This is a genomic window from Cellulophaga lytica DSM 7489 (assembly GCF_000190595.1).
GTDB classification, from domain to species: Bacteria; Bacteroidota; Bacteroidia; order Flavobacteriales; family Flavobacteriaceae; genus Cellulophaga; species Cellulophaga lytica.
The window spans coordinates 449,862-476,365 of sequence record NC_015167.1 but is presented as its reverse complement, the minus strand read 5'-3'; the positions used below and the strand labels follow the sequence as shown (position 1 = coordinate 476,365).

Below are 26,504 nucleotides of genomic sequence, written 5' to 3'. Positions count from 1 at the left end.
AACAGTGTTATGCAAAATGTATTAAAACTTTTAATAGTTACTAGTTTGCTAAGTTTTACAGTAGTAACTAGCCAACTTAAAAAAGAAAACTACACGTTAAACACTGTTTTTAAAATTCCAAAATGGGAGGTTTTAGATATAACATTTACAGCAAACCAAAATGTAGCATCTCCTTATACGGCTAATTTTTATGCAATTTTTACTCATAGTAATGGTACAGTACAGCAAGTGCCTGGTTTTTATAATGGTAATAAAGAATGGGTAATACGGTTTTCTAGTTCTTTAGAGGGTAATTGGAAATTTACAACCTATGCAGATCTAAAAAAAATACATCATAAAAAAGGTAGTGTAATGGTGTCTTCTGCAGCCACTAATAATCACGGAGCATTAGTTATACCAAAAAATGATCCTCAAAATTTTTATTATGAAGATGGCACTCCTTACTTTTTATTGGCCTTTGAGTGCGATTGGCTTTATGCCTTAGACTACCACAACAAAAAAGGATTACCAAAAACAGAGCATCTTTTAAACCTTTTAAACCAAAACGGATTTAATCAGGTAGTGATGAATGTTTTTTCTTATGATGTTAGCTGGACTAAAGATTCTAAACTAAAACAACATCCAGAGCATGAGTTTGGTGGTCCAAAAGATATTTTTCCTTTCCTTGGCAATAATAACAATCCAAATTACTCAGCTCTAAACCCAGAATTTTTTAAAAAATTAGATCGTACTATTAGCTTAATGCATAACAAGCGTATAGCTGCGCATTTAATGATATACGTTTGGAACAAATTGGTTGCTTGGCCTAATATGAATACAGATGCAGATAATATGTATTTTGATTATGTAGTAAAAAGGTACCAAGCTTTTCCTAATATAGTATGGGATATTTCTAAAGAGGCGCTGTACTATGGTAGGGCAGATGAAGCGTATATTCACGGAAGAATAGAAAGGTTAAAAACAAATGACAAATACAACAGGTTGGTGTCTGTACATGATTATAAATATTGCTCTAATTTTCCAGATAAGGTAGATTTTATTTCTTCTCAAAATTGGTCACATAACATTTACAACAAAATGTTAGAAGCCAAAACAAAATTTAAAAACAAACCAATATTTAATATAGAACACGGTGGTTATGAGGAGTCTATGTATACTGTTTTTACAGGAGATTATACCAATGCAGAAACCTGTTTACGTCGCAATTATATGTGCTTATTTGCAGGTGTGTACACCACTTATTATTGGCAAGGTACTTCATGGAATGTAATTATTTATAACCCTTTTGAGCAACCTAAAGAGTTTTATAAACCAAAGTTTATATACTTTAATTACATGCAAAAACTCTTTAGTAAGTTTCAGTTTCATAAAATGAAGCCTATTCCTTGGCATAACGGTAGTGGTTATAACTTAACAGATGATAAAGGCACAGTTTTAATATATATACACAAAGAAAACTACGGTATAGATGCTGCATTTTTAAAAAAGAAAGATGAAAACCGAACTATGCAGTGGTTTAATACCCTAACAGGAGAGTTTACAAAAGAGGTAGCTATTAAAAAACAAGGAAAGTTTAAGTCTCCTTGGGCAGAAAAGGCAGATGCAATACTTATTTCTAGGCTTAAATAGTAGTAAAAACAGGGAATTAGACATTTGGTCTACTATAAAAAACATACGTTTTAATGCTTTTAAAACTATAGTTAGAATTTCGCTTTAGATAAGTAAGAACAACCTTTAAGATCTATTAGATATGAAAAGTGGAAAATATATAGTACTGAGCTTTTTTATTCTCTCATTAACAATTTTGTCTTGTGCAGATAAAAAAGATAAAAAGGAGGAAATAGCTCAAGAAACTAAGCCAGTTTATGAAGCAAACTGGGAATCAATCAAAAAAAATTATAAAGACCCAACTTGGTTTAACAAAAAAAAGTTTGGCATTTTTATTCATTGGGGCGCATATAGTGTTCCAGAATATTCATCAGAATGGTACCCACGTAAAATGTATATGGATACGGCTACTTTTTCTGCGCAACTAAATTTAGAAAAAAAGGGACCTTCAGATGTGTATTTGCATCATAAAAAAGAATGGGGAGACCAAAAAAAGTTTGGTTATAAAGATTTTATACCAATGTTTAAAGGAGAAAATTTTGATGCAAATGAATGGATAGATTTGTTTAAAAAATCTGGTGCAAAATATGTAATACCTGTAGCAGAACATCATGATGGTTTTGCAATGTATAAATCTAATGTTACACGTTGGAACGCGGTAGATATGGGGCCTAAAAGAGATATTTTAGGAGAGTTATTTAAAGCCGGAAGACAAAAAGGTATGATTATGGGAGCATCTTCTCATTTTGCTTTTAATTGGTCTTTCTTTAATAAAAAAGATCATTTTGATACTACAAACCCTGCATATGCAGATTTGTACTCTACAAAAGGTAAAGATTTAAATGAACCTGTTTCTAAAGAGTTTAAAGAGTTGTGGTGGGCAAGAACTAAAGATATTATAGATAATTACCAACCAGATATTATGTGGTTCGATTTTTATTTAGATATTCCAGATTTTGCAGATCAGAGACCAAAATTAGCTGCTTATTACTATAATAAAGGTATAGAATGGGGTAAGGAGGTTGTTCTACAAGATAAAAACTTTTCTCATGAAGCTTTTCCAGAAGGTACAGTTATTTATGATCTAGAACGAGGTAAATTACCTGGTATACGTAAATTACCTTGGCAAACAGATACCTCTATTGGCAAAAACTCTTGGAGCTATGTTTCTAATTGGCAGTCTAAAACAGCCAACCAAATTGTAGATGATTTGGTAGATATTGTTAGTAAAAACGGAAATCTTTTACTAAATGTAGGGCCTAAATCTGACGGCACAATACCAGAAGATCAAAAAGAAATTTTACTACAAATAGGAGATTGGTTAACTATAAATGGTGATGCTATTTATGACACTACTTACTGGAAAACGTTTGGAGAAGGACCAACAGAGGTTAAAAAGGGTCACCACTCTGAAGGGAATAATAAAGGATTATCTTCTAAAGACATTAGGTTTACAACCAAAGATAATAAGCTTTATGCTATTGTTTTAGATTGGCCAAAAGATGGTGTTGTTGTTATAGAATCTTTAGCAAAAGAAGCTACTTATGCAAAAGATTTAAATATTACCAATGCAAGAGTATTGGGTAGTAAAGAAAAAATAAAGTGGAGTCAAGAAAAAGATGGTTTTAAGGTTACAATGCCAAAAGAAAAACCAGGAGACTTTGCATATGTTATTGAGTTAGAAATGTAGTTTAATTGTTTAAAGTAATAAAAAGCCAAGGTTTTATGCAGATACAAATCTTGGCTTTTTTAGTTTAAAAAAATAGTAAGTGTAATGGCAATGCAATCTTTTAAAAAAGTGTTTTTTTATACAGTAATAACAGCTTTTTATTTGTTGTTATTTGTGAGTTGTAAAAGTACAGATGTAGTTAAAAATACAAATTCTTCAACCATTTATTTGTTTGATGAAAAGTTATCTAATTGGGAAATTTGGATGGGAGCCGTGCATACTTCTGTAGATTTAAATGTAGAGAAGTTTGCAGATGTAAAAACAGGAAAACCTTTAGGGCTAAACAAAGATTTAAAAAATGTGTTTTCAATCATAAAAGAAAATAACGAACCGGTTTTAAAAGTTACAGGTGAAATTTATGGCGGTTTAACTACAAAGCAAGAGTATGGAAATTACCATTTAAGTGTGCAGTTTAAATGGGGAGAAAAAAAATGGGAACCACGTTTGTATACCAAAAGAGATAGCGGAATTTTATATCATGCTAAAGGGCCACACGGAGCTTTTTGGAATGTTTGGATGTCTAGTTTAGAGTTTCAGGTGCAAGAGGGTGATTGCGGAGATTTTATTGCTCTAACAGATGTTTTTGGTGATGTTCCTGCAGAAAAAAAGTATGCTAAAAACGGAAAGCCATTTTTTGTATATAATCCTAATGCAGAATTAGTGCCTTTAAAATGGGGACCAGGTTTTGAATCTGGTCAAGCCAGTAAATTAGGAATGTTTGAGAAGCCAAACGGAGAGTGGAATACATTAGAAATTTATTGTTTGGGGTCAGAAAGTATACATCTAGTAAACGGTAAAGTTGTAAACAGGGTAAAAAATGCCCGTTATTTAAAAAATGGTATTGTTACACCTGTAACTCAAGGAAAAATACAAATACAGTCTGAAGCTGCTGAAGTATATTATAAAAATTTAAGCATAACACCAATTACCTTTTTTCCTAAAAAGTACCTTAACCAGTAATGTTTAAGATACAATTCATCATCCGTTCTATATTCTAAAACATACGTTATCTGCTAAATGAGGCTATTAAATTATTTTTGAAATGTGTTTAAGGTAACAAACAACACTTTTAGTAATTAGGAGCAAAAAAGAAAAGACTTTGCTACTATAATATCCTTTTTAGTATGGTAAAATTAAAATTAACAATAGCAGTTTTTAGTATAGTAGCGTTTAGTTATAGTCAATCTTCAAAAGAACAAAAAAATAGTAATGCGGTATATACAAAAAGTTGGGAGTCTTTAGCAAAGGTAAATGCTACTCCCAATTGGTTTAAAGATGCTAAGTTTGGAATATATGCCCATTGGGGACCAGTTTCTTCTGCTTTTGAAGGTACAGATGCAGATAAGTATTATGCTGGTTGGCACGGAATGAAAATGTATGAAGACGGTAAAAAAGTACCAACCAAAAATGGTAAGCCAACAACTAACTACCTACACCATAAAAAAAAGTATGGTAAGCCAGCAAAATATGGTTATAAGCATATAATAGAACAATTTTCTCCTACTGCTTTTAATGCAAAAGAATGGGCAGAGTTATTTAAAAAATCAGGAGCTAAATTTGCTGGACCCGTAGCTATGCACCATGATAATTTTGCTATGTGGAACAGCAAGGCCACACGTTGGAATTCTATAAATTATGGTGGCATAGATCCATCAGCAGAATTAAAAAAAGAAATAGAGGCAAAGGGGCTAAAATTTATGGCTTCTTTTCACCACGCATTTACGTGGAAATATTTTGCACCTGCACACAAACACGGCGGCATAAACCCTAAAGATTATGACTTATATACAAATCCGCATTCATTAGAATCTAATACTCCAGATGAAGATTTTTATAATGATTGGTGGCTTAAAATTAAAGAATATATAGATGTGTATCAACCAGATTTAATTTGGTTTGACTGGTGGTTAGAGAATATGACAGAAGAAAGTAGACAGCAATTTTTAGCATATTATTACAATAAAGGAATTGAGTGGAACAAAGAGGTTGTAGTGTCTTACAAAGAATCTACTTTTCCTGAAACCACTGCTGTTAAAGACTATGAGCGTGGAAGACCAAACCAGCCAAAGTCTCCTATGTGGTTAACAGATACGTCTCCAGGTGCTTGGTTTTACAGACCCAATGCCAAGTTTAAAACGCCAAATGAGCTTGTAGATATACTTGTAGATATTGTATCTAAAAATGGCTTAATGTTGTTAAATGTGCCACCAAACCCTGATGGATCTATACCTCAAGAAATGAAAAACTTATTGTTAGATATGGGGAGTTGGTTAGCTGTAAACGGAGATGCAATTTATGGTACAAGACCTTGGATAATTTTTGGTGAGGGGCCTACTCGTTTACCAGAAGGCGGACATAAAGTTGAAAAATTTAAAATAGCATACACAGATGCAGATATTAGATTTACTAAAAAATCAGATAAGGAATTTTATATTATCATAATGGATACTCCTAAAAAAGAAATTACGGTAAAGTCTTTATCTACCGCTATAGGAGTATTAAACTCTAAAATAGAAAATATAAGTTTATTGGGCAGTAATGAAAAAATTAGCTGGAAAAGAGACCAAAGAGGACTTATAATAGCCAAGCCAGCTAAACTACCAACAAAATATGCACACGCATTTAAAGTTAGTTTAGAGGGTTATAAAGAAAACAATATTGGTGGTACAATAGATGCTCATGCAGATTAAATTAACAACTAACTTAAACCAACATAATTTATATTATATGAAAAATGTTTTGCAACTACTTATAGTATTATTACTACTGTGTGCTAGTATAAACGCACAAAACCCACTGGTAACAGATATATTTACGGCAGACCCAACTGCTCGTGTTTTTAATGGTAAGTTGTATGTTTATCCGTCTCATGATATAGTACCAGAGGAAGGAGTACAAGCGCCAGATTTTTGTATGCCAGATTATCATATGTATTCTTTAGAAGGTGGTAATACATGGAAAGATTATGGAGTGGTTTTAGATCAAAATAGTGTGCCTTGGGGTAAAAAAAATTCCTACGGTATGTGGGCCCCAGATTGCATTAAAAAAGGAGATACATACTACTATTATTACCCTGCAGAACCATTAGATAAATCTTCCTTTAGGCGTATAGGCGTAGGTACATCTAAAAATCCTACTGGGCCATTTAAATGGGAAAAAAATTACATTAAAGGTGTAGAAGGTATAGATCCAGGCTTGTTGTTAGATGATAATGGTAAAGCTTATTTATATTTTGGTGGAGGAGAAAAATTATATGTTACTCCATTAAAAGATAATATGAAAGAAATAGCTGCAAAACCTATAAAAATAGAAGGGTTGCCTGCTGGCTATAAAGAAGGTTCTTTTCCTATAAAAGTAAATGGTATATATTATTTAACTTTTGCGCATGTATTTGCAAATGAAGGATACACTATTGCATACGCTACAAGTAACAATCCTTTAGGGCCTTTTACGTATAGAGGCAAAATAATGGACAACCTTGGCAATGGTACCAATCACCATTCTGTTGTAAACTATAAAGGAAAATGGATATTGTTTTATCACTGGTGGGAAATTAGCGGTTACAATAAATTAAGATCTATGCGTGCAGATTATATGACATTTAAAGAAGATGGTAGCATAGCCCGTGTAAAGCCAACATTAAGAGGCATAGGAGCACCAACAATAGGAGAAAAAATACAAGTAGATAGGTATAATGATATTAGTGGAGCAAAAACTAGTTTTGTAGGTGGTAATGAGCCTATTGGGTGGATGGTTACAAATACCAAAATGATGAGTAACGTAAGGTTTAATAATGTAGATTTTGCAAGTGGTTCTGCTAAAAAAATAGTTGCACGCGTAGCAAGCGGACAAAGAATAGGTTCTATGGAGGTACGTTTGGGAAATCCTAAGGGAGATTTAATTGCAGAGTTTCCTATAAAATATACTGGTGGCTGGAATAGTTGGCAAACCATAGAAACAAATCTTTTAAAAAAGGTTTCTGGTATGCAAAATATTGTAGTTGTTTTTAAATCTGTTTGGGGTGCCGATAAAATTGTAAATCTAAATTGGTTAATGTTAAAATAATAAGAATGTTTAAAAAGTACATATTTGTGATATGTGTTGTTTTTTCAACACAGATTTTTGCGCAAAAACAGCCTAATGTAATTGTTGTTTTAGCAGATGATATAGGTGTAGGAGATATTTCTTATTACAGAAAAATGCATAGCAACAATGTGGTTTTAAAAACACCAGCTATAGATAATTTAGCTAAAAACGGAATGGTTTTTACAGATGCACATTCTCCTGCGGCATTATGTGCACCATCTAGATATGCAGTAATGACAGGGAATAATTGCTACCGTAGTTATGCTCCTTGGGGTGTTTGGGGAGCTTATGAGGCATCACCAATTAAGCCAAACCAATTAACTCTTGGTAAGCTTATGAAAAATGCAGGATACCAAACAGCTTTTTTAGGCAAATGGGGGTTTGGAATGGATTTTTTTAAAAAAGGTAGTGACAGGCAAATATACAGGTCTCCTAGAAAAAGAGTAGAGTTAGGCGTAGATGTACGTAAAATAGTAGGTAAAGGACCACTAGATAATGGTTTTGACTATAGTTTAACTTTCCCTGCAGGAATACAAAATGTACCTTATGTTGTGTATGAAAATCAAGAGTGGATGCCTTTAGAAAAAAACTCAGAAATTGGCTATATATCACAGGAGAATATGACCAAAAAAGGGGTTACTTTAGATAAAGATGAAGGCTTAGGAGATACAAATTGGGACCCGCACAATATGGGACCTTTACTTGTAAATAAAGCAGTAGATTATATTGCTAAAGCAGATACAAACAAACCTTTTTTTATGTATTACTGTTCTTTAGCAGTGCATTTGCCACACACGCCTACAAAAAGGCTAAATGGTGAAAAAATAGCAGGCCAAACACCATCTAAACATTTAGATATGGTTAAAGAGTTAGATGTACAAATGGCTATGCTGGTAGCAGCATTAAAAAAGAAAGGTGTTTATGATAATACTATAATTTTGTTTACATCAGACAATGGGGGGTTATTAAAAGGGAAAAGCATACAATCTGGTCACAAATCCAACGATATTTACCGAGGAGGAAAAAACCAAGCTTATGAGGGCGGACACAGAGTACCTTTTATTGCTTGGTGGCCAGAAAAAATTAAGAAGAACTCTACATCTAAAATACCAATTTTAACTATAGATATTTTAGCAACCTTGGCAGCAATTACAAGCCAAGAAATTGAAGAAGGCCAAGCTAATGATTCAGCCAACTTATTGCCAATTTTTACAGGAGAAAACAAAAGTAAAGAAGTGCACCCTTATTTAGTTACACAATCTGGTACTGGTAAAGAAGCAATTATTATTAAAGATGGATGGAAATTAATTATAGCTTTTGATAAAAAAGATAAAACTAATAGTACTAGAACTCCAGTAGCATTATTTAATTTAAATAATAATGTTATAGAAAATGAAAAGCAAAATTTAATACACAAACCAGAGTTTGCATCTAAAGTAAAAAGCCTTTTTACAACCTACAACACATACAGAGATCCAGGAGAGAAAACTAAAATTTAAATAGATATTTATACCATAAAAAAGCCCAAACAGGTAGTTTAACTGTTTGGGCTTTTTTTAAGATGTTATTTATTATTTGGACTTTTGTAATTCTTTATTACTTGCAGTAATACGTTCTTTTTGTTTTTTACTTAAACTTTGTTTTAAATATACCTCTGGTCTGTGATAAACGTGGTGTTTTTTCATTTCAGGATCGTTAATAGCAGTACTCAAATCACAGTCAAAACGTACTAAAACAGCATGGTTTTTATCCCAAGTTGTTGCATTTGTAAAATGAGATAATCCCCAACTAATTCCGGTGCCATTTTTAGTATTTGTAAAGGCATCAGGTACATAAGGTCCTGCTGCTGTAGGCATCATTTCTACTATAGAGGCAATCTTAAAATTAACACCATCTTTTGCAAACTGTACGGTGTTGTGCTCATTACCATCTCTAATTGTTAAAGCAGCAATTCCCTCTTTAAAAGGGAACATAGTAGTTTCATGACCAGATGCTAAAACTGGATTTAGTTTATTTTTAGTAAAAGGCCCAAAAGGAGAATCTGCAGTAGCCAAACCTTGCATTCTTACCAAATCAGGTTTTCCATCAAAATCAGATTTGTAATACAAGTAAATTTTATCTTTATACACTAAAGGATATGGGTCATGTATAGAAAACTGATCCCACGCACCTTTTGGTCCGTTAGGGATCACAATTTTATTAGTTGCTGTCCAAGGCCCATCAGGAGAATCTGCATAAGACATTAATACAGGGCAATCATCACCACGTAAACCACTGGCTTCACTAAAACCTTGGTAGTACATATAGTACTTTCCTTTCCATTTTAAAATATCAGCAGTACTAACAGATCTGTGACCCAATTCTGGTTTAGGAGGTCTAGGTATTGCAACACCTTGCTCTTCCCAGTTAAACCCATCTAAACTGGTAGCATACCAAATTTCAGATAAATCCCAATCTGCAGAAGGTATAGTCTCTGTAGCCTGTTTAGCACCTTTAGGAGGTGTTTTGGTTTTTCTGTGTGTGTACCAAACATAATACTTCCCGTTTTCAAAAATAATTTTAGAAGGATCTCTACGGCTAACAGTTCCGTCTCCATTGCTATAATCTAACCCCTCTAATTTTGTATATTTAAATAAGGAGTACAACTCGTTGTCTTCTGGTCTTGGCGCTAAATAATTATCATAATTACGTTGCATAGCCTCACTTAACGGTTGGTTAGGTTTTTGTTTAGGTAATGCAAACGGAAAATTTTGTGCGCAAACAGTATTAGCCGTTAAAAAAAGGCAACTTATTATTAATGTTATTTTTAGTCTTTTCATATTATTTAGTATCAATTAATTTCCAAGTTCTTACCCAGTTATAAGTAGTAGTTCTTTCTTCTTTAGAACCGTTCATTCCGCCATCTTCAGGAACCGGATTCCAGTTATACGTTTCTACAACCATTCTTAAATACATTTCTATATTAAAGTCTGCTGCAGGTTTTACTTTAGATACAAAATTACCATCCATAAAAAACAAAATTTCATCTTTAGATTTCCACCAAACACCATACACATGAAAATCTTCATAAGTTTTAGTATCAAGTTTTCCTTTAGATTTAACAGAGCCTTTTTCAAAATCACAGCCTTCAGGAATATTTCTACTATGTGTGTTAGAGTTCATAGATTCATCAAAATACTTCATCCATTCTGCCTTATTAACAATTTGCCCAACAGTTTCTTGTATATCTAGTTCTGTAACTCTTTTATTACATCCATTTTGTTCTCTAGATTCATTTATTAGCCAAAAGGTAGAAGACATAAAGGTTTTGTTGGCTTTCATTTTACACTCGTAATACCCGTATTTCATTGCGTTTCTAGAGCCAACATAACCACCGCCATGGGTGTACACTTTACCATTTTTAGTAACGGGCTTATCTAATAAAGTGGTTGTAATTTGTAAGCTACCATCTTTAACTTTAATATTTTCTGCCAAAAATAATCCTGGAGCACGCCCAATCCATCCTTGTCCAGATATTTGCCATTTACTCTCATTTACTTTTTTGCCTTTAAATTCATCAGACATATTTTTTACCAATTTCCATTTTTTATGGTTAGGTTTTGGATCTTGTCCATCTTTAAAAAACGGAGCTTTTTGAGCAAAAGATTGTCCAACACTTATAAAAATAATAAGTAGTGTAATTTTTTTAGTTACGTGTAAAATAGATTTCATTTTAGTTAGTTTAAGGTTTTATATTTGGTTTTGTAAGTACTTTAAACGCTCTTGTATTAGCATATTATTTTTAACAGTAGTATGTAGTTTACTTTGGTTAATAGTAAACGTATATTTCTGGTAAAAATCTTTTTGTAGTACAATGCTATTAAGTATTAAAAGTGCTTCTTTTGGTTTTTTAGATTGATATAAAAGCTGAATTAAATTTTTAGAAGTATCTTTTTTTTCAGCTATAGCCAAAAACTCTGCAGCTCTCATTTTATTTACAATATCTGTATCTGTAAGCATTATATTTTTAATTAGGTCTGATAAACTAGTTGCTTTGCTACCAAAACTTGTACTTGTTATTAACGCCCAATAACGTGCTGTTTTATCTTTAGATAGTAAATGTTTTTTAAGTTTTGTTTTAGCCTCTTTAAATGGTATAAGCTGTAGATTGGCTATTTTAATGTACTTATTTATTTTTTTTTGATGTTTTTTACCATAAGCTAACGGATTTTTAAAAGCTTGCTCCACTAGTATATGCTCTGGATAAAATGATAGATCTGGCATAGCTTTTTGCCAAGTATTCATCTTTTGCCTAAAAGCTATTATTTTATGCTTGTAAGCAGCATTTTTAGCCAAGTTATTGGTTTCATAAGGGTCTTTTTTTACATCATACAATTCTTCTACCATTTTGGGCTTAAAAAAACTAGACTGTATAGGGTTAAGTTTGTTTTGTAGGTTTAGCGTGCTCCATTGTTTGTAGGCAAGTTGTTTGTACCTGTAGTTGTTCATTAAAGCATCTATGTTAAAAGGCTGAAAATTTCTAATGTACTTTAGGTTATTTTCTCTAATGCTTCTAACCATATCATACTTTTCATCAAACCTATCTGCGTAACCAAAAGTAGAATTGTTGTTAATGGTTTTTTGTTTTACTGATTCACCCAAAAAAGCAGAACCATCTATAGATTTAGGAATTGTAACACCTGCTAAATTTAAAACTGTAGCACTAAAATCTATAAAACTAACAAATGTGTTAGTTGAAGTACCAATAGTAAAAGGAGACATTTTTTTATATTTTTCTGGTATATAAACAACCAAAGGAACCTGTAATCCTGTTTCTTTTAAATACCCTTTACTGTTAGGCAAAACACCACCGTGGTCTCCGTAATAAAAAATAATGGTATTGCTTAACAGCTTGTCTTTTTCTAAAGCATTAATAACAGCACCTACCTCTTTATCCATTGCCATAATTTTGTCTCGGTAAAATGCATTGGTGTACTTAAATAGTTTTGTATTTGGGTGGTTTGGTTGTACAAAAACAGATTGCACATTAGTTTTGGTTTTGTGAGAGTTCATTTCTTCTTCAGAAAAATGTAAACTTCCTTCGTGGGTTGTACCTAAGTTGTGTACATAAAAAAAAGGTTGATTATTAGCTCTGTTTTTCCAGCTTGCTTTTCTAGAAGAATCGTCCCAAACGTCTTTGTTTTTAACAATATTATAGTCTTCTTTTGCATTATTGGCGGTATAGTAACCTGCTTTTTGTAAATACACAGGAAACATCTTTACTGTATTTGGTAGCACAATTTTTTTTTCGGACCTGTGGTAGTGCGATGCCAATTTTGGTCCGTAAACACCTGTAATAATACTAGATCTTGCAGCACTACAAACAGCAGCATTAGAAAAAGCATTGGTAAAAGTAATTCCTTTTTTAGCTAGTTTTTCTATGTTAGGAGTAGTTACACCGTGCTTGTTAAATAACTTTAAATAGTGTTTAGAGTTATCTTCAGAAACAATCCAAACAATATTAGGTTGTTGTGCTTTACCGTAAGAGCAAAAACATAGCAATAGTAATAGTATATAGGTTTTATGTTTCATACTAATGGTTGTTAACAGTTAGTTTCTTTCGGTTTAAAAAAATAGAATTACCATAAAAATTAAGAACGTCATTTAAAACAATAGGAGGTCTTTTATCATCTAAAACAGTATTTAAATAAAAGTTATTAATAAACAAACCATTTACATGTCTGGCATAAATTCCAGAGGCGGGTAATGTACCAACCAGCCTAAATTCTGGCCACCAATTACCTAGTGTTTCTAAAGTGTATTCTTTTATATTTTTTTTGTTAGCATCTGTTGTATTTCCACCACCAGAAACCGTCATTTGTATATTATTTAGCTGTATGTCTGTTATGTAGTTTTTAGGCATACCAGTTAAAAAAATAACAGAATTTTTGTCTAGTTCTCTGTTATCTATAACAATATTATTAAAAGAGAAAGAGTGCATAGCTTTCATAGGAAGCATTTTTAAAGGCGAGTCTACACCTGCTCTTTGTTGGCAAAAAGTCATAAAAATTGGTCTAGGAACGTTTTTCATAACAATGTTAGAAAAAATCATATTTTTCATTTCACCACCTTCATTCATTTGTATTTTTAGTCCGGAATCTTGTATATCATGAAATGTAGAGTTGCTTACAGTAACGGATTCAAAATCTCCCCTAGAAGCTAGTCCAATACGCATAGCTGCCCATTTGCTGGTAAATACACAATTGTTAATTACAATGTTTTTACAAGGCTTATCTGGTCTAGATGTTTGCAAGCAAATAGAGTCGTCACTAGTATTAAAAGAAGAATTAGAAACACGTACGTTAGTACAACCATCAAAATCTAAACCATCTCCGTTTTGGTTAACTCTACTTATAATTTTAATACCGTCTACAACAATTTCATTACAATATAACCAAGCAGAAGTCCAAGAAGCAGAATTTATAAGGGTAACATTTTTAATTTTAATATTATTACAATTAAGAAAGCGCAACACCATTGGTCTACCTCCTTTAGCTTTTGTGAAATTCTTAGGAAACCCATTGCCATTAATTGTGCCGTTACCTTCTATAGAAAAGGAGTTTGCTTCTTTTGCAAAAATTAAACACCTATCCATATGAGGTTCATTTTTATAGGTGTTTTTATGTGTATTTGTTGCGTAGTCTTTGTAATCAGGACTGCCTAAAAGAATAGAGCCATTTTCTAGATAAAGTGTTACATTATCTTTTAAATATATAGTGCCAATAAGTACAGTTTTTCCAGCAGGAATTACAACTTTTCCTCCACCCTGTTTAGAGCATAAATCAATTGTTTTTTGTACGGCTTTTGTGTCTAAGGTTTTGCCATTAGCTTTGGCACCGTAATCCATAATATTATAATCATTAGCAAATACAGATACGCTAAAGCTTATATAAAAAAGCAAAAAAAAATGTTTCATTTTTATTTATAGTTTAAAAATAAGAATAGTAACCTATTAAATATTTAAGAGAAATAAACTAGTAGAATACTACCATAAATGGTTTTATTTTACTTAAAAAATATTACTTAGTTATGTTTTTATGATAAAACAGGATTATTACAGCAGTAGTTTTAAAATAGCTTCGTATTTTTTATTCATAGAAGTATAACTTATTATAATCTGTACGCAAAAAATATTATTAATTGTACTGGTTATAAAATATGCTTAAATCTGTTTCGTCATCAGTTTTAATTTGCCATTTTTTAAGCCTGGTTAGTAGGTCTTTAATAGTTTTTTGGTTCCTTTTTATAGCGCTAATATTGTTAGTCTCCCATGGATCTTTTTTTAAGTTATACATTTCAATAGTGCCGGTTTTAGGGTATAATATCAATTTATTATTTTTATGAATAATGCTTCTTTGATCATTAAACATAGCTAGGTAAATAGACTCTCTAGTTTTTTTAGAATTTATAAGTAATGGCATTAAACTTTTAAAGTCTGTAGCTTCTTTATCTTTAATTTTTAATAAACTAAATAAGGTGGGTACAACATCTTGCAAGTAAACACGAGCTGTTATTTTATTGTTTTGTTTTACAGTTGGGGCTTTTATTATTAGAGGAGCAGTAACGCTAGGTTCATACAAACATACTTTTCCGGCAACTCCATTTTCACCAAAGTTAATTCCATGGTCGGATGTAAAAACAATAATAGTATTATTATATATTCCTTTTTCTTTTAATGTATTAATAATATCTCCTATACGTGTGTCCATATGTGTTACCATTGCATTATTTTGCTGTACACGTTTTTGCATTGTTTTTGCACTTAAGGGGTTATTTGTGTATTGGTATTTAACATTGGTGTTTAGTGGTGTATTATCTACAACACTAGGAGGTAATTTAACCTTGTCTACCGGGTATAAATCGTAGTAATTTTGTGTAGTTTGCCTAGGAACATGTGGAGCGTTAAACGCAACATATGCAAAAAAGGGTTTTTTACTGCTGTAGTTTTTTATGAAGTTTATAGCCTCATTAGCAGTAATATCTGTAATATGTCCGGCTGGGGAGTTGTACGTTTTTAATTGTCCTGGTTGTATAGTACCTGTTTCATCAAAAATGTTTTTTACACTTTTACCCATTGCGTGCCATTTACCAGTTATATAGGTGTGGTAGCCGTTATTATGTAGTTTTTCTGGAAATGATTTGGGAGCATTTTGTTTGTTTATTTTTTGTGATTTCCATAAGTACTTACCATACATAAGCATAGTTCTACTAGGAATACAAACTGCTGGTGACCAGCAACCCATATTATATGCAGCAGTAAAGGAAGTGCCTTCTTCTGCTAGCTTGTCTAAATTTGGCGTAACCATAAACGTATTGCCATATGCTCCAATGGCTTGGTTGCTTTGGTCATCAGACTCTATAAATAATATATTTGTTTGTGAAAAAGTACTAAGTGTGCTTGGTACGTAAAATAAAAGATATATTAAATATTTTCTCATCAACAGTTTAATTTCTTAATTAGTAGATAAAATTAGTTTAAGAGAAATATATTGAGGGAAATAAACTACTATAATACTACCATAAATGATTTTTAGTTTTAACTGATATGTGTTAAGGCAACTAGATTTTAACTAAACAGTACCGTTTTTATAGTTTATGATATTTTTTTTAGAGTTTTTTATAAAATCACAAACTAGTTTTATTTTTAAAAGAAGAAGCTTCTGTAATAGTTTAAATTTTATAGCTCTTCAAGCTTCCATACCCTTACCCAATCAAACCTTGTATATCTTTCTTCTAAAGGATTTTCAAATCCCATTTCTTTTGCATTTATTTCCTCAATCCAATCATAAAAATTACTAGACATAATTAAGCGTAGAGCTCCTTTAAAAGGAATTACTGGGGTAACAGATTTTTCTAGGGCACCATCAATATAAAAGTCAATTTTACTACCATCTGCATGCCAATATGCTGCATAAATATGAAATTCATCAGCATTTTTTTTATCAAAATTTGTTTTACCTCCTTTAGTTTGTCTTTCTCCAATATTGTTACAAGGGCTATTGTGTCTGTGCGTGTTGTAATGAAAAATTTTATCCCATTCAGAATTTACCGCCCAGTCATCATTAGTCCATTCATCACCTAATTCTCCTGTAAATATGCCCACACATTCCTGTATATCAATTTCTAGGTTTTCACCATCGTTAAAATTATCGGTACACGGTTTTGTCTCAGACTTAAGCCAAAAAGCAGCAGACATAGCTGTTTTACTTGCTTTCATACGGGCTTCTATGTAGTAACCAGGCTCGGCTAAAGTTTTTCCGTACACATAAGCTCCACCATATCTACGTTGCGGAGCCTCACTGGTATTGTCTTTAGGAGAATATTTGGGGCTATTAAACTTTTCACCTTCTATTCTTAAAAAACCATTACCTGTACTTACGTTATCTGCTTCAAAAAGTGATCTGCTAGATCCGTACCATCCTCTGTCTTGACCATTCCAAATAAATTCTGGAGTAGGGTTCCATTTGTTTGTGTCTAATTCATCACCATCAAATTCATCAGAAAGTTCTTCTACTTTAACCCATTTTTTTTCAGATGGTTTAGGATCTTCATTTTCTAAAAAAGTAGGTTTAGTGGAGTCTACTTCATTTTCTTCTTCCTGATTTTTAATTTCTTTTTCATTAGTAGTTACATCAGCTTCATCATTATCAGAATTACTACAAGCCAAAATAGAAATCATTAAAAAGATGAATATAATTTTAAATGTTTTAGTCATAATTACCAATGTTTAATAGTGTTTTATTAGTTAATGTTAGTGTTTTGCATTTGGGTAAGCGTCATTTGTATACCTGTAAACTTCAGTCTTTTTAGTGCCTCTAGCGGCAGTTATTTCTATTTTCCACTGTTTTTTAAGGTTGTCTAAAATTGATTTATAAGCTGGCTTGTGAATTAGATTATGTAACTCTGAAGCATCATCTTTTAAATTGTACAATTCTTCATAAACTGGTTGTTCTCCTAATAAAGGAGCCTCTATATAATTTCTATATACAGCAATACCAGGATCATGCATTTTATACAACATTTCATTTACAGGAATGTTAAATTCTTTTGCATATGCTATTTCTTTAGCTGCAGAAAAATTGTTGTTTTTGTAGTACCTAATGTATTTCCAATTTTTTGTTTGCACAGACTCGCATCTAGGGTTTCCAAAATGTGTAGACCATAAATTTTCTGTAAAAACATATTCTCTAACCTCAGTTTTAGAGCCATTAATAAGACTACTTATATTTTTTCCTTGATAGGTATTTGGGATAGATACCCTTGCCATAGCAAGCATAGTAGGGGCAATATCTATAGATTGTACTAAAGCATTACTCTTAATCCCTTTTAGTTTTTTTTTGGCTTTTGGGTTGTACACTATTATGGGTACGTGTGTAGTTTGCTCATAACAAAGAGCTTTGCCGCCAAGACCTTGTTGCCCACCAAAAAGCCCATGGTCTGATGTAAATATTATAATGGTATTTTTATCTAACTTAAGAGCTTTTAATTTTTGTAGTAGGTTGCCAATTAGTCTATCTATACCAGTCATTGCTTGTAGCTCTCTTATGTAACGCTCTTTAATTGTTGCGGGTGTATCTACATAATTGTAACCAGTTTGCCTATCTTCTGTATGCAATAGGCTAGCAGGTAATTTAGGTGTGGTAATGTCTTTTTTTGCAATATAATTATCAGGTAACGGAATAGCTATATCTCTGTATAAGGTTTTGTATATATCATCATCACTATCTTTTAATTTCATAGACTTTGTACTTGCTCCGTGTGGTAAATTAAAGTTTACAGAAAGCATAAAAGGTTTGTCTGTTGGTCTATTTTCTAAAAAGTGTAATGCACCTTTTAGTTTACGTGCATTAGGGTCTAAAAAATCATTTACTGCTTCATTAATAATTTCGGGTTGTGTAAAAGCTATAGCATCATTAAAAATAGCGTGATTGTCTTTTGGGTAAAACCCTAAATGTCCGTGTCCTGCATACCAATAATCAAAGCTTTTTTCCATTAATCCGCTATGGTAACCACCTTTGCCAATAGGAGCGTGGTTTTTGCCAATCCAGCATGTGTAATACCCATTATTACGCATAACAACAGGATATGAGTTTTGCCAAGCAGCATTAGAAACACTAGTGCCAGAATTAAAATTTACACCGTGTTTACGCTCATACTGACTCAATAAAATGGAAATTCTGCTTGGCGTACATATAGCACTTGTAACGTGTGCATTAGTAAATAATATACCATTATCTGCTAGTTTATCTATATTTGGAGTTTTTACAATTGTATTTCCTGTACAACCAAGCAAATCATAAGATTGGTCATCTGTAAGTATAAATACAATATTTGGTTTATCTTGAGCTTTGCAAAAAGCAGTGCATATTAGAAATACAAAAAGTAATTTTTTCATTTTATAACTTTTTAATGTACACATAGTAAGCCACGTTCTTTTCTCCTTTATCAGAAATAAAATTTGCATATAATTTAGTTTTACCTGCTTTTAAATTGATATTGAAGTTTGCTGATAAATCATTCTCTTTTACATCAATTTCTGAAACTATTTGATGCTTAAACTGTATAGAAGCTCTACTATAATTTAAGCTTTTCCCCTCAGGAATATCTTTTTCTAAACCTACCAGTTCTGAAGTTGTTATTGCTGGGGTAGTAGAGTTAATAGGTAAGTTAGACTCTATAGGATACCTCCTTAAAGCAACTTGGTAATTACCATCTTCTAAAATATTTACACTCCAGTAACCAGCACCAATTTTACCTTGCCTAATTTGTATTTGGTTCCAGGGTTGCATAGTTTCTTTGCCGTGTATATCATGTGCAGTTAGTGTAATAGGGTTTTCTTTACTAGAACCTATTTTAAAGTAAATTTCTTTATTAAAGTCTTTAGATACTTGTGTCCACCAGTTATTGTAAAAGCTTCTCATTTCTGCTACCTTTTCTTTATTGGTAGCTGCAATATTGTTTCGCTGACCAACATCTGTGCTAATATCATACAGTTCTTTACCGTTAATTAAACGCCAATTGCCTTGCATTACAGCAGAGCTTTTCCATTTTTCTGGGTTTTGAACACGTTGAGAGTCGGTAATTAAAAGTCTATTGTTTAAAGAGTCTTTTCCGTTTAATACTGCAACCAAACTTTGTCCGTCTATATCTAAATGGTTTTTAGGTAATTTTATGTTGCATAACTCAGCCAATGTTGGTAAAATATCTATTTGTGCAGCAAGTGTATGTATATCTTTAGCGGTATTAATTTTACCATCTTTCCAATGTATAAAAAATGGCACTCTATGTCCGCCGTCATATTGGCTACCTTTGGTTCCGCGCATACCTGCGTTGTAGCCCGTAACTTTACCTTTTTTATTATAATAACCAGCAGATGTGCCATTATCTGTCATAAAAATTAAAATGGTATTGTCCGCTATTTTTAGTTCCGTAAGTTTTTTTCTGAGCTTTCCAAAATTGTCATCAATATTAGTAATCATTCCATAAAAACGCTTTTGTGTATCTGCTAAAATGGTATCGTTTAAATCCTTATACAAATTGTAATACGCTTTAGGAACATTGTAAGGACCGTGTGGTGCATTAGGTGCTATGTAACAGAAAAAGGGCTTGTCTTTGCTTTTTTGAATAAAATTTATGGCTTCTGTAAAAAAAACGTCTGTGCAATAGCCATTGTATTTTTCTGGTTTTCCGTTATGAAAATAGGTGTCGTTAAAATAGGTGTTGTTCCAATAATCTGGGGTTTGTTGTACACCACCACCACCGTGCATTACTGTTTCATGAAAACCTTTATCCTGCGGTCTAAACGGATAGTTGTCTCCCAAATGCCATTTGCCAAAGGCAGCTGTAGAGTAGCCTGCTTCTTCAAACATATTACCCAAAGTTTTTTCTTGCTCTCTAAGTAAAGACCAACCACCAACAGTGTGCCAAACACCTGTACTATTTGCGTACCTACCCGTCATTAAAGCGGCGCGGGTAGGAGCGCAAGTAGGACTAACATGAAAATTAGTTAGGTGGTAACTTTCAGAATACAACTTATCTATATTAGGTGTTTTTATAACTGTATTTCCTAGAGCACCTACATCTCCATAACCTTGGTCATCTGTAATTACTAAAATTACATTTGGTTTGGTATTTTTTTTAGCTATTGTAGTTTGTTTTTTAGACTCACAGCCAACTAATAACGCCAAACATATAACACCTATAAAATAAGTTTTGTAGTGCCTAAACATAATTATTTTTTTAAGTTTTCTGTATTTAAAATAATAGAACTTACATAACCTCCAGAATCAGGAAAAGTGAGCTCTACGGTGTTTACTCCGTTTTTAATATTACTTACAGTTAAAGGTATTGGTATTACACCAAAAAATTGCTCTCTACCGGCTTGGTCATACCCAGCCCAATTGTTAGGTACAGTGACTTTAATACCATTTATTTTAACAATAGGTTTTTTAGATAAATTATGAGCTCTACCAAGTCCCATTTTTAAAGTAGCATTTCCTTTATTAGTAGAAATTACATTGTTAACAGTAAAAGTAATAGGAGCATTAGCTTTTATTTCTTGTAAGCAAGTTTTTGCATAATAGTTGTTTTCTTTTATAACATTAGAAAACGTATAATCTGCTAGGTCATAATCTAAAATAATAGTTTCTCCAGGTTTTAAAGTTAGTTCTTTTACAGCTTTTTCATTGGTAAAAAAAACAAGCTTAGGAATACCATTTTTATTATTGTAAGACCTTTTTATAGTTAAGTTGTTTACCAATTGGTTGCTAGTGTTTAGGTAGTCTATATTAATAGTTTGTGCATCACCAGCTAAATTGTTTAAAGCAACATACCCTTTGTTTTTATTAGCAAACGCGTGTACTTGTATGTCTGGATTGTTAGATGTTGCATAAATACGTTTGCCTTGTACACCTTTCCAAAGCTGCCAAAATTTTCTTAGATGCGTGTATTTGTACGCTCCATTTTTTCCTTTGCGTAGTAATACCCAAGGGTAAGGATGACCATCTGGGTTTCTACTATCTTTATAAAACCACGTTGCTTTGCCAGTAATAAATGGTACAGCTTTTAGCAACCTGTCTGGTTTGTCTAACAAAGACATTAATATGTTATTGTATGATGTTAAACAAATACCATTTAGTGCAGCAGAATAAGGTTGTCCTTGTAAACCTTTTGCAGTGTAACCATACTCCGATATAAGATGAGGTTTTACAACACCCCATTTTTGGTAACTATAAGACTCAATTAAATCTAAAATAGCTTCAGAATTACTACCAGACCTATAATTAAAGTCGCCTTCTACATTTCTGCCATCATAAATATGGGTAGCAAAAAATTGCATACTTTCTCCAGCGGTATCCATAAAAACCTTCATTCTGGTGTTCCAAATAGCAAAGTTATTTTTGTCATATTCTGGCCAAGCAGCGCTATAACCACCAACCATAATATTAGGAATTTCTGCGTGTACTTTATCTGCTACTATTTTATGAAATTCAGACATTTCTGAAATTACTTTAGGAGTCTTATCATAACTATCTACAAAATCTTTTGCGTGTACAAAAGGCTCATTCATAACCTCATAATATTTAGGCATTACTGGGTATGCTTTTTTAATATATGCTACGTTAAAAGTAGCGGCTTTTTCAAAATCCATTCCTAGTTTATAAGCATCTCTAGGGTGGTTTGTAATAATTAAATCTGTTGTTTTTTGTGTAGCAAATAAAGGTGCTTTTTTAAACCTCTGTGCATTTGCTAAGGCTAATTTAGTAGCATTATTTACAGATAAATCTCCTTTTTTATATTTAGAAAAAGGCCCTGGTCCAGCAAATGTTCTTCCAAATTTAATACCTAAATCGTTAAATAAATAATTGGGGTCGTCTGCCAAAGCACCGTCATTGTATGAAGCGTGCATTGCAAAGTATTTTTCTCGGCTTAATTCACTTTTATCTCCAATAAACTTTTGAGTGGTAAAATCTATTTGTACACTATTGTTCTGAGAAAAACAGAATGAGCAAAGTGTAATACTTATAAGCGTTAAAATTTTATTTTTCATATGTTTAAAATTTTGCAAATTTGTAATAATTATTGTCGCTTGTAATAGCAAAATATCCACCTTTAGGCAAGTTGTTAAGAGCTACAGACTTGCTATCTTTTACCTCTAAAACCGTTTCTCCTTTTAATGTTATTATTTTTATGTATTTAAATGCAGTTGCACTTGGTAAGGTTAAAACTTTAGCTGTTTTGTTTAAAGATACCTGAATGCTTTTATCATTAATCTCTACTATGGTAAGTTGTTTTTGAGGTTTGGTAATTTTTAGACCAGATATTTCTTTACTTACATACGTTTTATTACTAAAATCTTCTTGACTACCAAAAGAAACAGAGTACTTGTAATTTTTTCCCTCTAAAGGTGTATTGTAATTTATAGTTAACTGTTTATCTCCTTTACCAGTAGATACCTTTATACGGTCTGATGATGCTAACCATTTACCACCCTCCCAAATTGCAGCTTGTATAAATATTGGTTCTTTTGTAATGTAACTTACTGGCACATTGTATTTTGGATTACTAGCAATATTAGTAGCCAAAAGTGGAGAAAACGTTACATTGTTAGAAAATGAAACAGCTTGTTTAACCATTTCTATGTTACTAATAACCTGCCCTGTACGTGTAGTTTTCCAATTGCCATTTACATCTCTTAAACTTAAAACAAGTTTATAGCCTTTGCCGTTAGTTGGTTTTTTATTAGTGGTAATAGTTAACTTTTTTATACCCTGACCTTTTTTTACTTTCACCTTGCTGCCAGCATAAAATTTAGAGGGTCCACCACTAAGTTCAACACTTAAATCACTATCAATTAAAGCAACATAACCAATAGTAAACTCATATGTTGTATTAGCTTGCAAAGTAGTATTTGGTTCTTTAATAAAAATTACTTTTTCATTTTGCTCTTGTGCTGTTATGCTAGTAAAACATAGTAAAAACAGCCAAAACAAGTGTTTTTTTAGTGTTATTTTCATTGTTTTTTGGTTTATTGGTTGGTTAATTAGGTGTTGGTAAAATGCATTATTTTACTTGTTTTAATACAAAGCCGTTTAGCCACATATCACCTACATTGTTTAAATTTTTAAAGTTGATGGTTATTGTACTTTTACCGTCTGCAGAAAACTTAGATGTTATAGATAAAGGTTTACGTTCTCCTGTATTATCATTCTGGTAATAATCTACTATATGATCATCAGATTTTCTTGAAAAAGCACCATTAACATCTACAACTTGTACTTCAATTTCGTTGGTCATTTTAACATTGCCTCTTCTGGTATGGTGAAATGTTTCTATTTCATAATTACCTGCTTTTAAATTATTTATGCTAAGACTTAAATTTCCTTTTTCAGAATATAAACCATCTGTACCTACAAAGCTTAAATCTCCTAACATTGCGGTATCTCCTAACCATTTAATGTTGTCTGTAGCACTAACCGCTATAGTAGCATTAAAATCCTTTAAGTTGTAAGTTAAGTTGGCATTGCTGTTACCGGTCCATTCTTCCCAATCAAATTGTACCAATTGTTTGTTGCCTCCAATGTCTACACGGGTTACAGGAAAATCGTAAATAGGAGTAGCATTATTTACAATTTCATTTGTATTATAGGCTGATGTTGTAATACTTGTTTTAGCAGATTTTAAGCCTTTAGCTTTAGCTGTAATTGTAATTTTACCTGGAGTATTTTTTCCTTTTATGTAAATTGATGCAACACCGTTAAAAGAGCGTGCAGGGTTAGCATCTATTTTACCATTGTCTATTAATTCTCCTGCACCAGATACAAAAAACTCTACGCGTTGCTTTGTGTTAGTAACTACCTCGCCATTTTTATCTAAAATAGATGCGTGTACCAGTCTTATATCAGATCCGCCAGCATAAAAAGGTTGGTTTGTAATATTTAAATCTAGTTTTAATCTATACGGACTCTCTTCTTTATGCCTTGTAAATTCGGTTATTTTTTCTCCATTTGTATAACCTATAGCTTTTAAAGTACCATTTGTCCAGTTAAATTTAAATGTAAATGAAGGGTGGTTTAGGTTTAGTTTGGTTAGACTATTATCTGGAACTTGCCTTGCAATAAGTTTACCATTGTGATAAAGCGCTACCTCTTGGCAATTACTAAAAATTCTAACTTTTCCGTTTTTAGAAGCCGTTTCATCTGCAATATGTACCATTGGTTTTTTTACCAATTCAGATTGATACCAGTAGTACACCGGTTTTGGTACTCTAAAAGCAGATAATACTCCGTATGTAGTCATAAAATCTCTTTTCCATTGCTCGTCATTTACATCTGGTTGTAAATGATTGTAATCTGCACCCAACCAAGTTATGGCTGCAAAATTGTTTTTATTGCCTTTGTACCTAGAAATATGAAACTGATTTACCTCGGAATCTGGCGTACTACCGTGCTCCATAACCATAGTAAAAGCACTCTCAGGAAATTCTGTTCTACGGTAATCCATAGTTGCGTGTACATCTGTAACACCTTCATTTTTTACTCCGTTCCACGGACTAGATGCAGATGCTGTTAGCCTAAACGGATCTTCTTCTTTAGCAACAGTTTGCATTCTTGGCACTGGACCTCTGTGGTTTATTCCTGCACCCCAAACAATAATAGAAGGGTGGTTTCTGTGGTTACGTATCATAGTTCTTGTAGCAGCTTCTAAATTAGAAAACCAAGCATCATCACCCCATAAAATCCAAGTACTAGGTTCCTCATAAACCAAAATACCTAACTCATCACAAGCTTGTAAAAAAGCATCATCTTGTGTATAATGTGATGTTCTAATAATGTTCATCCCCGCTTTTTTATATTGTAGTGCTTCATTGTAATGAAAAGAATTAGGTACGGCATCACCTACATTTGGGTAGTTTTGATGACGGTTAGCACCAACTAAAAATAACGGCTCGCCATTTAAAACAAACCCTTTACCTTTTTCTAGGCTAAATTTTCTAAAACCAAATTTGTTCTCTACAAAATCTACCGCATTATTTTCATCATAAATAACAGAGTTAGCTCTGTACAAATAGGGAGAATCTGGAGACCATAAATGGTAATTGTCTTCTATAGTTGCAGATTGTCTAAAAGTATATACAGCATTAGGCGCTATTGTTTTGGTAGAAGTAATTTTTTTTACAACCACACCATCTTTGTTAACAATCTTGGTAATAATCTTGGTGTTTTTGGCTGTATCGTTTTCGTTTTTTACGGTAGTTTTTATGGTAACCGTTCCGTTATGCTTGTTTACTGTTGGTGTGGTAATATGTACGCCAGCATTAAAATCTTCCCAGTTGTAGTTAACGTATAACTTATTGGTTGTTACCAAATAAACATCTCTATACAAGCCACCAAACTTTACATAATCTGTTCTGTGTGGGTCAGGAGCTATTACCTGACTAAAACTATTATCTGCCTTAACAGCAATAGTATTTTCTTTGCCCAAGTTTACAAAGTCAGTAATATCAAAATAAAAAGGAACATAACCATTTACAGCATAGTTGCCAACTTTTTTACCATTTACCCAAAGCTCTGTAGCATTGTGTATGGCTTCAAACTCTAAAAATATTTTTCCTGTAGCATTGGCATCAATAGTAAGTTTTTTTCGATACCAACTAATGTCACGCAAATACTTTTCTTGTACCCAAGTTTCTTTTACGCTATCTAACTCATAAGATACCAGTTGTGGTGCATGGGGTACAGAAACGTTTTCCCAATTGTTGTCATCAAAGTCAATAGCAGTTGGTGCGTTTGGTAAATCTCCTAAATGAAATTTCCAGTTAAAATTTAAGTTTGTTTTGGTTCTGTCACCAGCTGTAAATCCTTCTGGTAAATTATTACTTTGTGCATAAGAAATTGCAGTAATAAATAAGCTTAAGAGTGCTAATTTTATTTTCATTGTAAAGTGTTTGGTTTATGAGAAATTAAAATTATTTATTCTTAGCTCAATAGGTAATTAGATATGTATTGAAAAATAGAACATATGGTTTATTGCACATTTTAAA

17 protein-coding genes are annotated in these 26,504 nt (G+C 32.4%); 6 read left to right on the top strand and 11 right to left on the bottom strand.

The features are described 5' to 3' along the window. Positions 1 to 9 precede the first annotated feature (9 nt). The 6 genes from CELLY_RS02230 to CELLY_RS02205 all read left to right on the top strand — a co-directional run bounded on the left by CELLY_RS02230 (position 10) and on the right by CELLY_RS02205 (position 8,922). Positions 10 to 1,629, top strand: coding sequence for a DUF5060 domain-containing protein (locus CELLY_RS02230; protein WP_013620026.1), 1,620 nt, complete (start codon positions 10 to 12; stop codon positions 1,627 to 1,629). Positions 1,630 to 1,750: 121 nt separating this feature from the next. Then, positions 1,751 to 3,298, top strand: coding sequence for an alpha-L-fucosidase (locus tag CELLY_RS02225; protein ID WP_013620025.1), 1,548 nt, complete (start codon positions 1,751 to 1,753; stop codon positions 3,296 to 3,298). An 84-nt stretch (positions 3,299 to 3,382) separates the two neighbouring features. Continuing rightward, the gene (locus CELLY_RS02220) at positions 3,383 to 4,297 is read left to right on the top strand and encodes a 3-keto-disaccharide hydrolase (RefSeq protein WP_013620024.1); all 915 of its coding nucleotides are present in this window, start codon (positions 3,383 to 3,385) and stop codon (positions 4,295 to 4,297) included. Between the two features lie 164 nt (positions 4,298 to 4,461). Further along, a complete protein-coding gene (locus CELLY_RS02215; protein WP_013620023.1) occupies positions 4,462 to 6,027 on the top strand; it encodes an alpha-L-fucosidase in 1,566 nt (521 codons plus the stop codon). Then, positions 6,017 to 7,402, top strand: a complete 1,386-nt coding sequence (locus CELLY_RS02210; RefSeq protein WP_197055053.1) for a family 43 glycosylhydrolase — start codon at positions 6,017 to 6,019, stop codon at positions 7,400 to 7,402. Before CELLY_RS02215 ends, CELLY_RS02210 begins: the two co-directional genes overlap by 11 nt. A gap of 5 nt (positions 7,403 to 7,407) precedes the next feature. Continuing rightward, positions 7,408 to 8,922, top strand: coding sequence for a sulfatase family protein (locus CELLY_RS02205; RefSeq protein WP_013620021.1), 1,515 nt, complete (start codon positions 7,408 to 7,410; stop codon positions 8,920 to 8,922). A gap of 72 nt (positions 8,923 to 8,994) precedes the next feature. On the opposite strand, the gene CELLY_RS02200 is transcribed toward CELLY_RS02205, so the two are convergent. From CELLY_RS02200 to CELLY_RS02150, 11 genes are all read right to left on the bottom strand, one after another. After that, positions 8,995 to 10,242: a glycoside hydrolase family 117 protein gene (locus tag CELLY_RS02200; protein ID WP_013620020.1), complete on the bottom strand. Its 1,248-nt coding sequence runs from the start codon at positions 10,240 to 10,242 to the stop codon at positions 8,995 to 8,997. A gap of 1 nt (position 10,243) precedes the next feature. Further along, complete coding sequence (locus CELLY_RS02195; protein ID WP_013620019.1) at positions 10,244 to 11,134, bottom strand: family 16 glycosylhydrolase; 891 nt, start codon at positions 11,132 to 11,134, stop codon at positions 10,244 to 10,246. A gap of 18 nt (positions 11,135 to 11,152) precedes the next feature. Continuing rightward, complete coding sequence (locus tag CELLY_RS02190; RefSeq protein WP_013620018.1) at positions 11,153 to 12,994, bottom strand: sulfatase-like hydrolase/transferase; 1,842 nt, start codon at positions 12,992 to 12,994, stop codon at positions 11,153 to 11,155. 1 nt (position 12,995) lies between these two features. Continuing rightward, positions 12,996 to 14,378 (bottom strand): glycoside hydrolase family 28 protein, encoded by a 1,383-nt coding sequence (locus CELLY_RS02185; RefSeq protein ID WP_013620017.1) that lies wholly within the window; start codon positions 14,376 to 14,378, stop codon positions 12,996 to 12,998. 220 nt (positions 14,379 to 14,598) lie between these two features. Then, the gene (locus tag CELLY_RS02180) at positions 14,599 to 15,900 is read right to left on the bottom strand and encodes a sulfatase-like hydrolase/transferase (protein WP_013620016.1); all 1,302 of its coding nucleotides are present in this window, start codon (positions 15,898 to 15,900) and stop codon (positions 14,599 to 14,601) included. A 239-nt stretch (positions 15,901 to 16,139) separates the two neighbouring features. Further along, a complete protein-coding gene (locus tag CELLY_RS02175; RefSeq protein WP_013620015.1) occupies positions 16,140 to 17,177 on the bottom strand; it encodes a LamG domain-containing protein in 1,038 nt (345 codons plus the stop codon). A gap of 36 nt (positions 17,178 to 17,213) precedes the next feature. Next, the gene (locus CELLY_RS02170; RefSeq protein WP_013620014.1) at positions 17,214 to 18,857 is read right to left on the bottom strand and encodes a sulfatase-like hydrolase/transferase; all 1,644 of its coding nucleotides are present in this window, start codon (positions 18,855 to 18,857) and stop codon (positions 17,214 to 17,216) included. 1 nt (position 18,858) lies between these two features. Next, positions 18,859 to 20,691 (bottom strand): arylsulfatase, encoded by a 1,833-nt coding sequence (locus CELLY_RS02165; protein WP_013620013.1) that lies wholly within the window; start codon positions 20,689 to 20,691, stop codon positions 18,859 to 18,861. A gap of 2 nt (positions 20,692 to 20,693) precedes the next feature. Next, positions 20,694 to 22,511 carry a hypothetical protein gene (locus tag CELLY_RS02160; RefSeq protein WP_013620012.1) on the bottom strand — a complete coding sequence of 606 codons (1,818 nt, stop codon included), beginning with the start codon at positions 22,509 to 22,511 and terminating at the stop codon, positions 20,694 to 20,696. Between the two features lie 4 nt (positions 22,512 to 22,515). Beyond that, positions 22,516 to 23,478 (bottom strand): hypothetical protein, encoded by a 963-nt coding sequence (locus tag CELLY_RS02155; RefSeq protein WP_013620011.1) that lies wholly within the window; start codon positions 23,476 to 23,478, stop codon positions 22,516 to 22,518. Positions 23,479 to 23,524: 46 nt separating this feature from the next. Further along, positions 23,525 to 26,398, bottom strand: coding sequence for a glycoside hydrolase family 2 protein (locus CELLY_RS02150; protein WP_013620010.1), 2,874 nt, complete (start codon positions 26,396 to 26,398; stop codon positions 23,525 to 23,527). Positions 26,399 to 26,504: the final 106 nt, after the last annotated feature.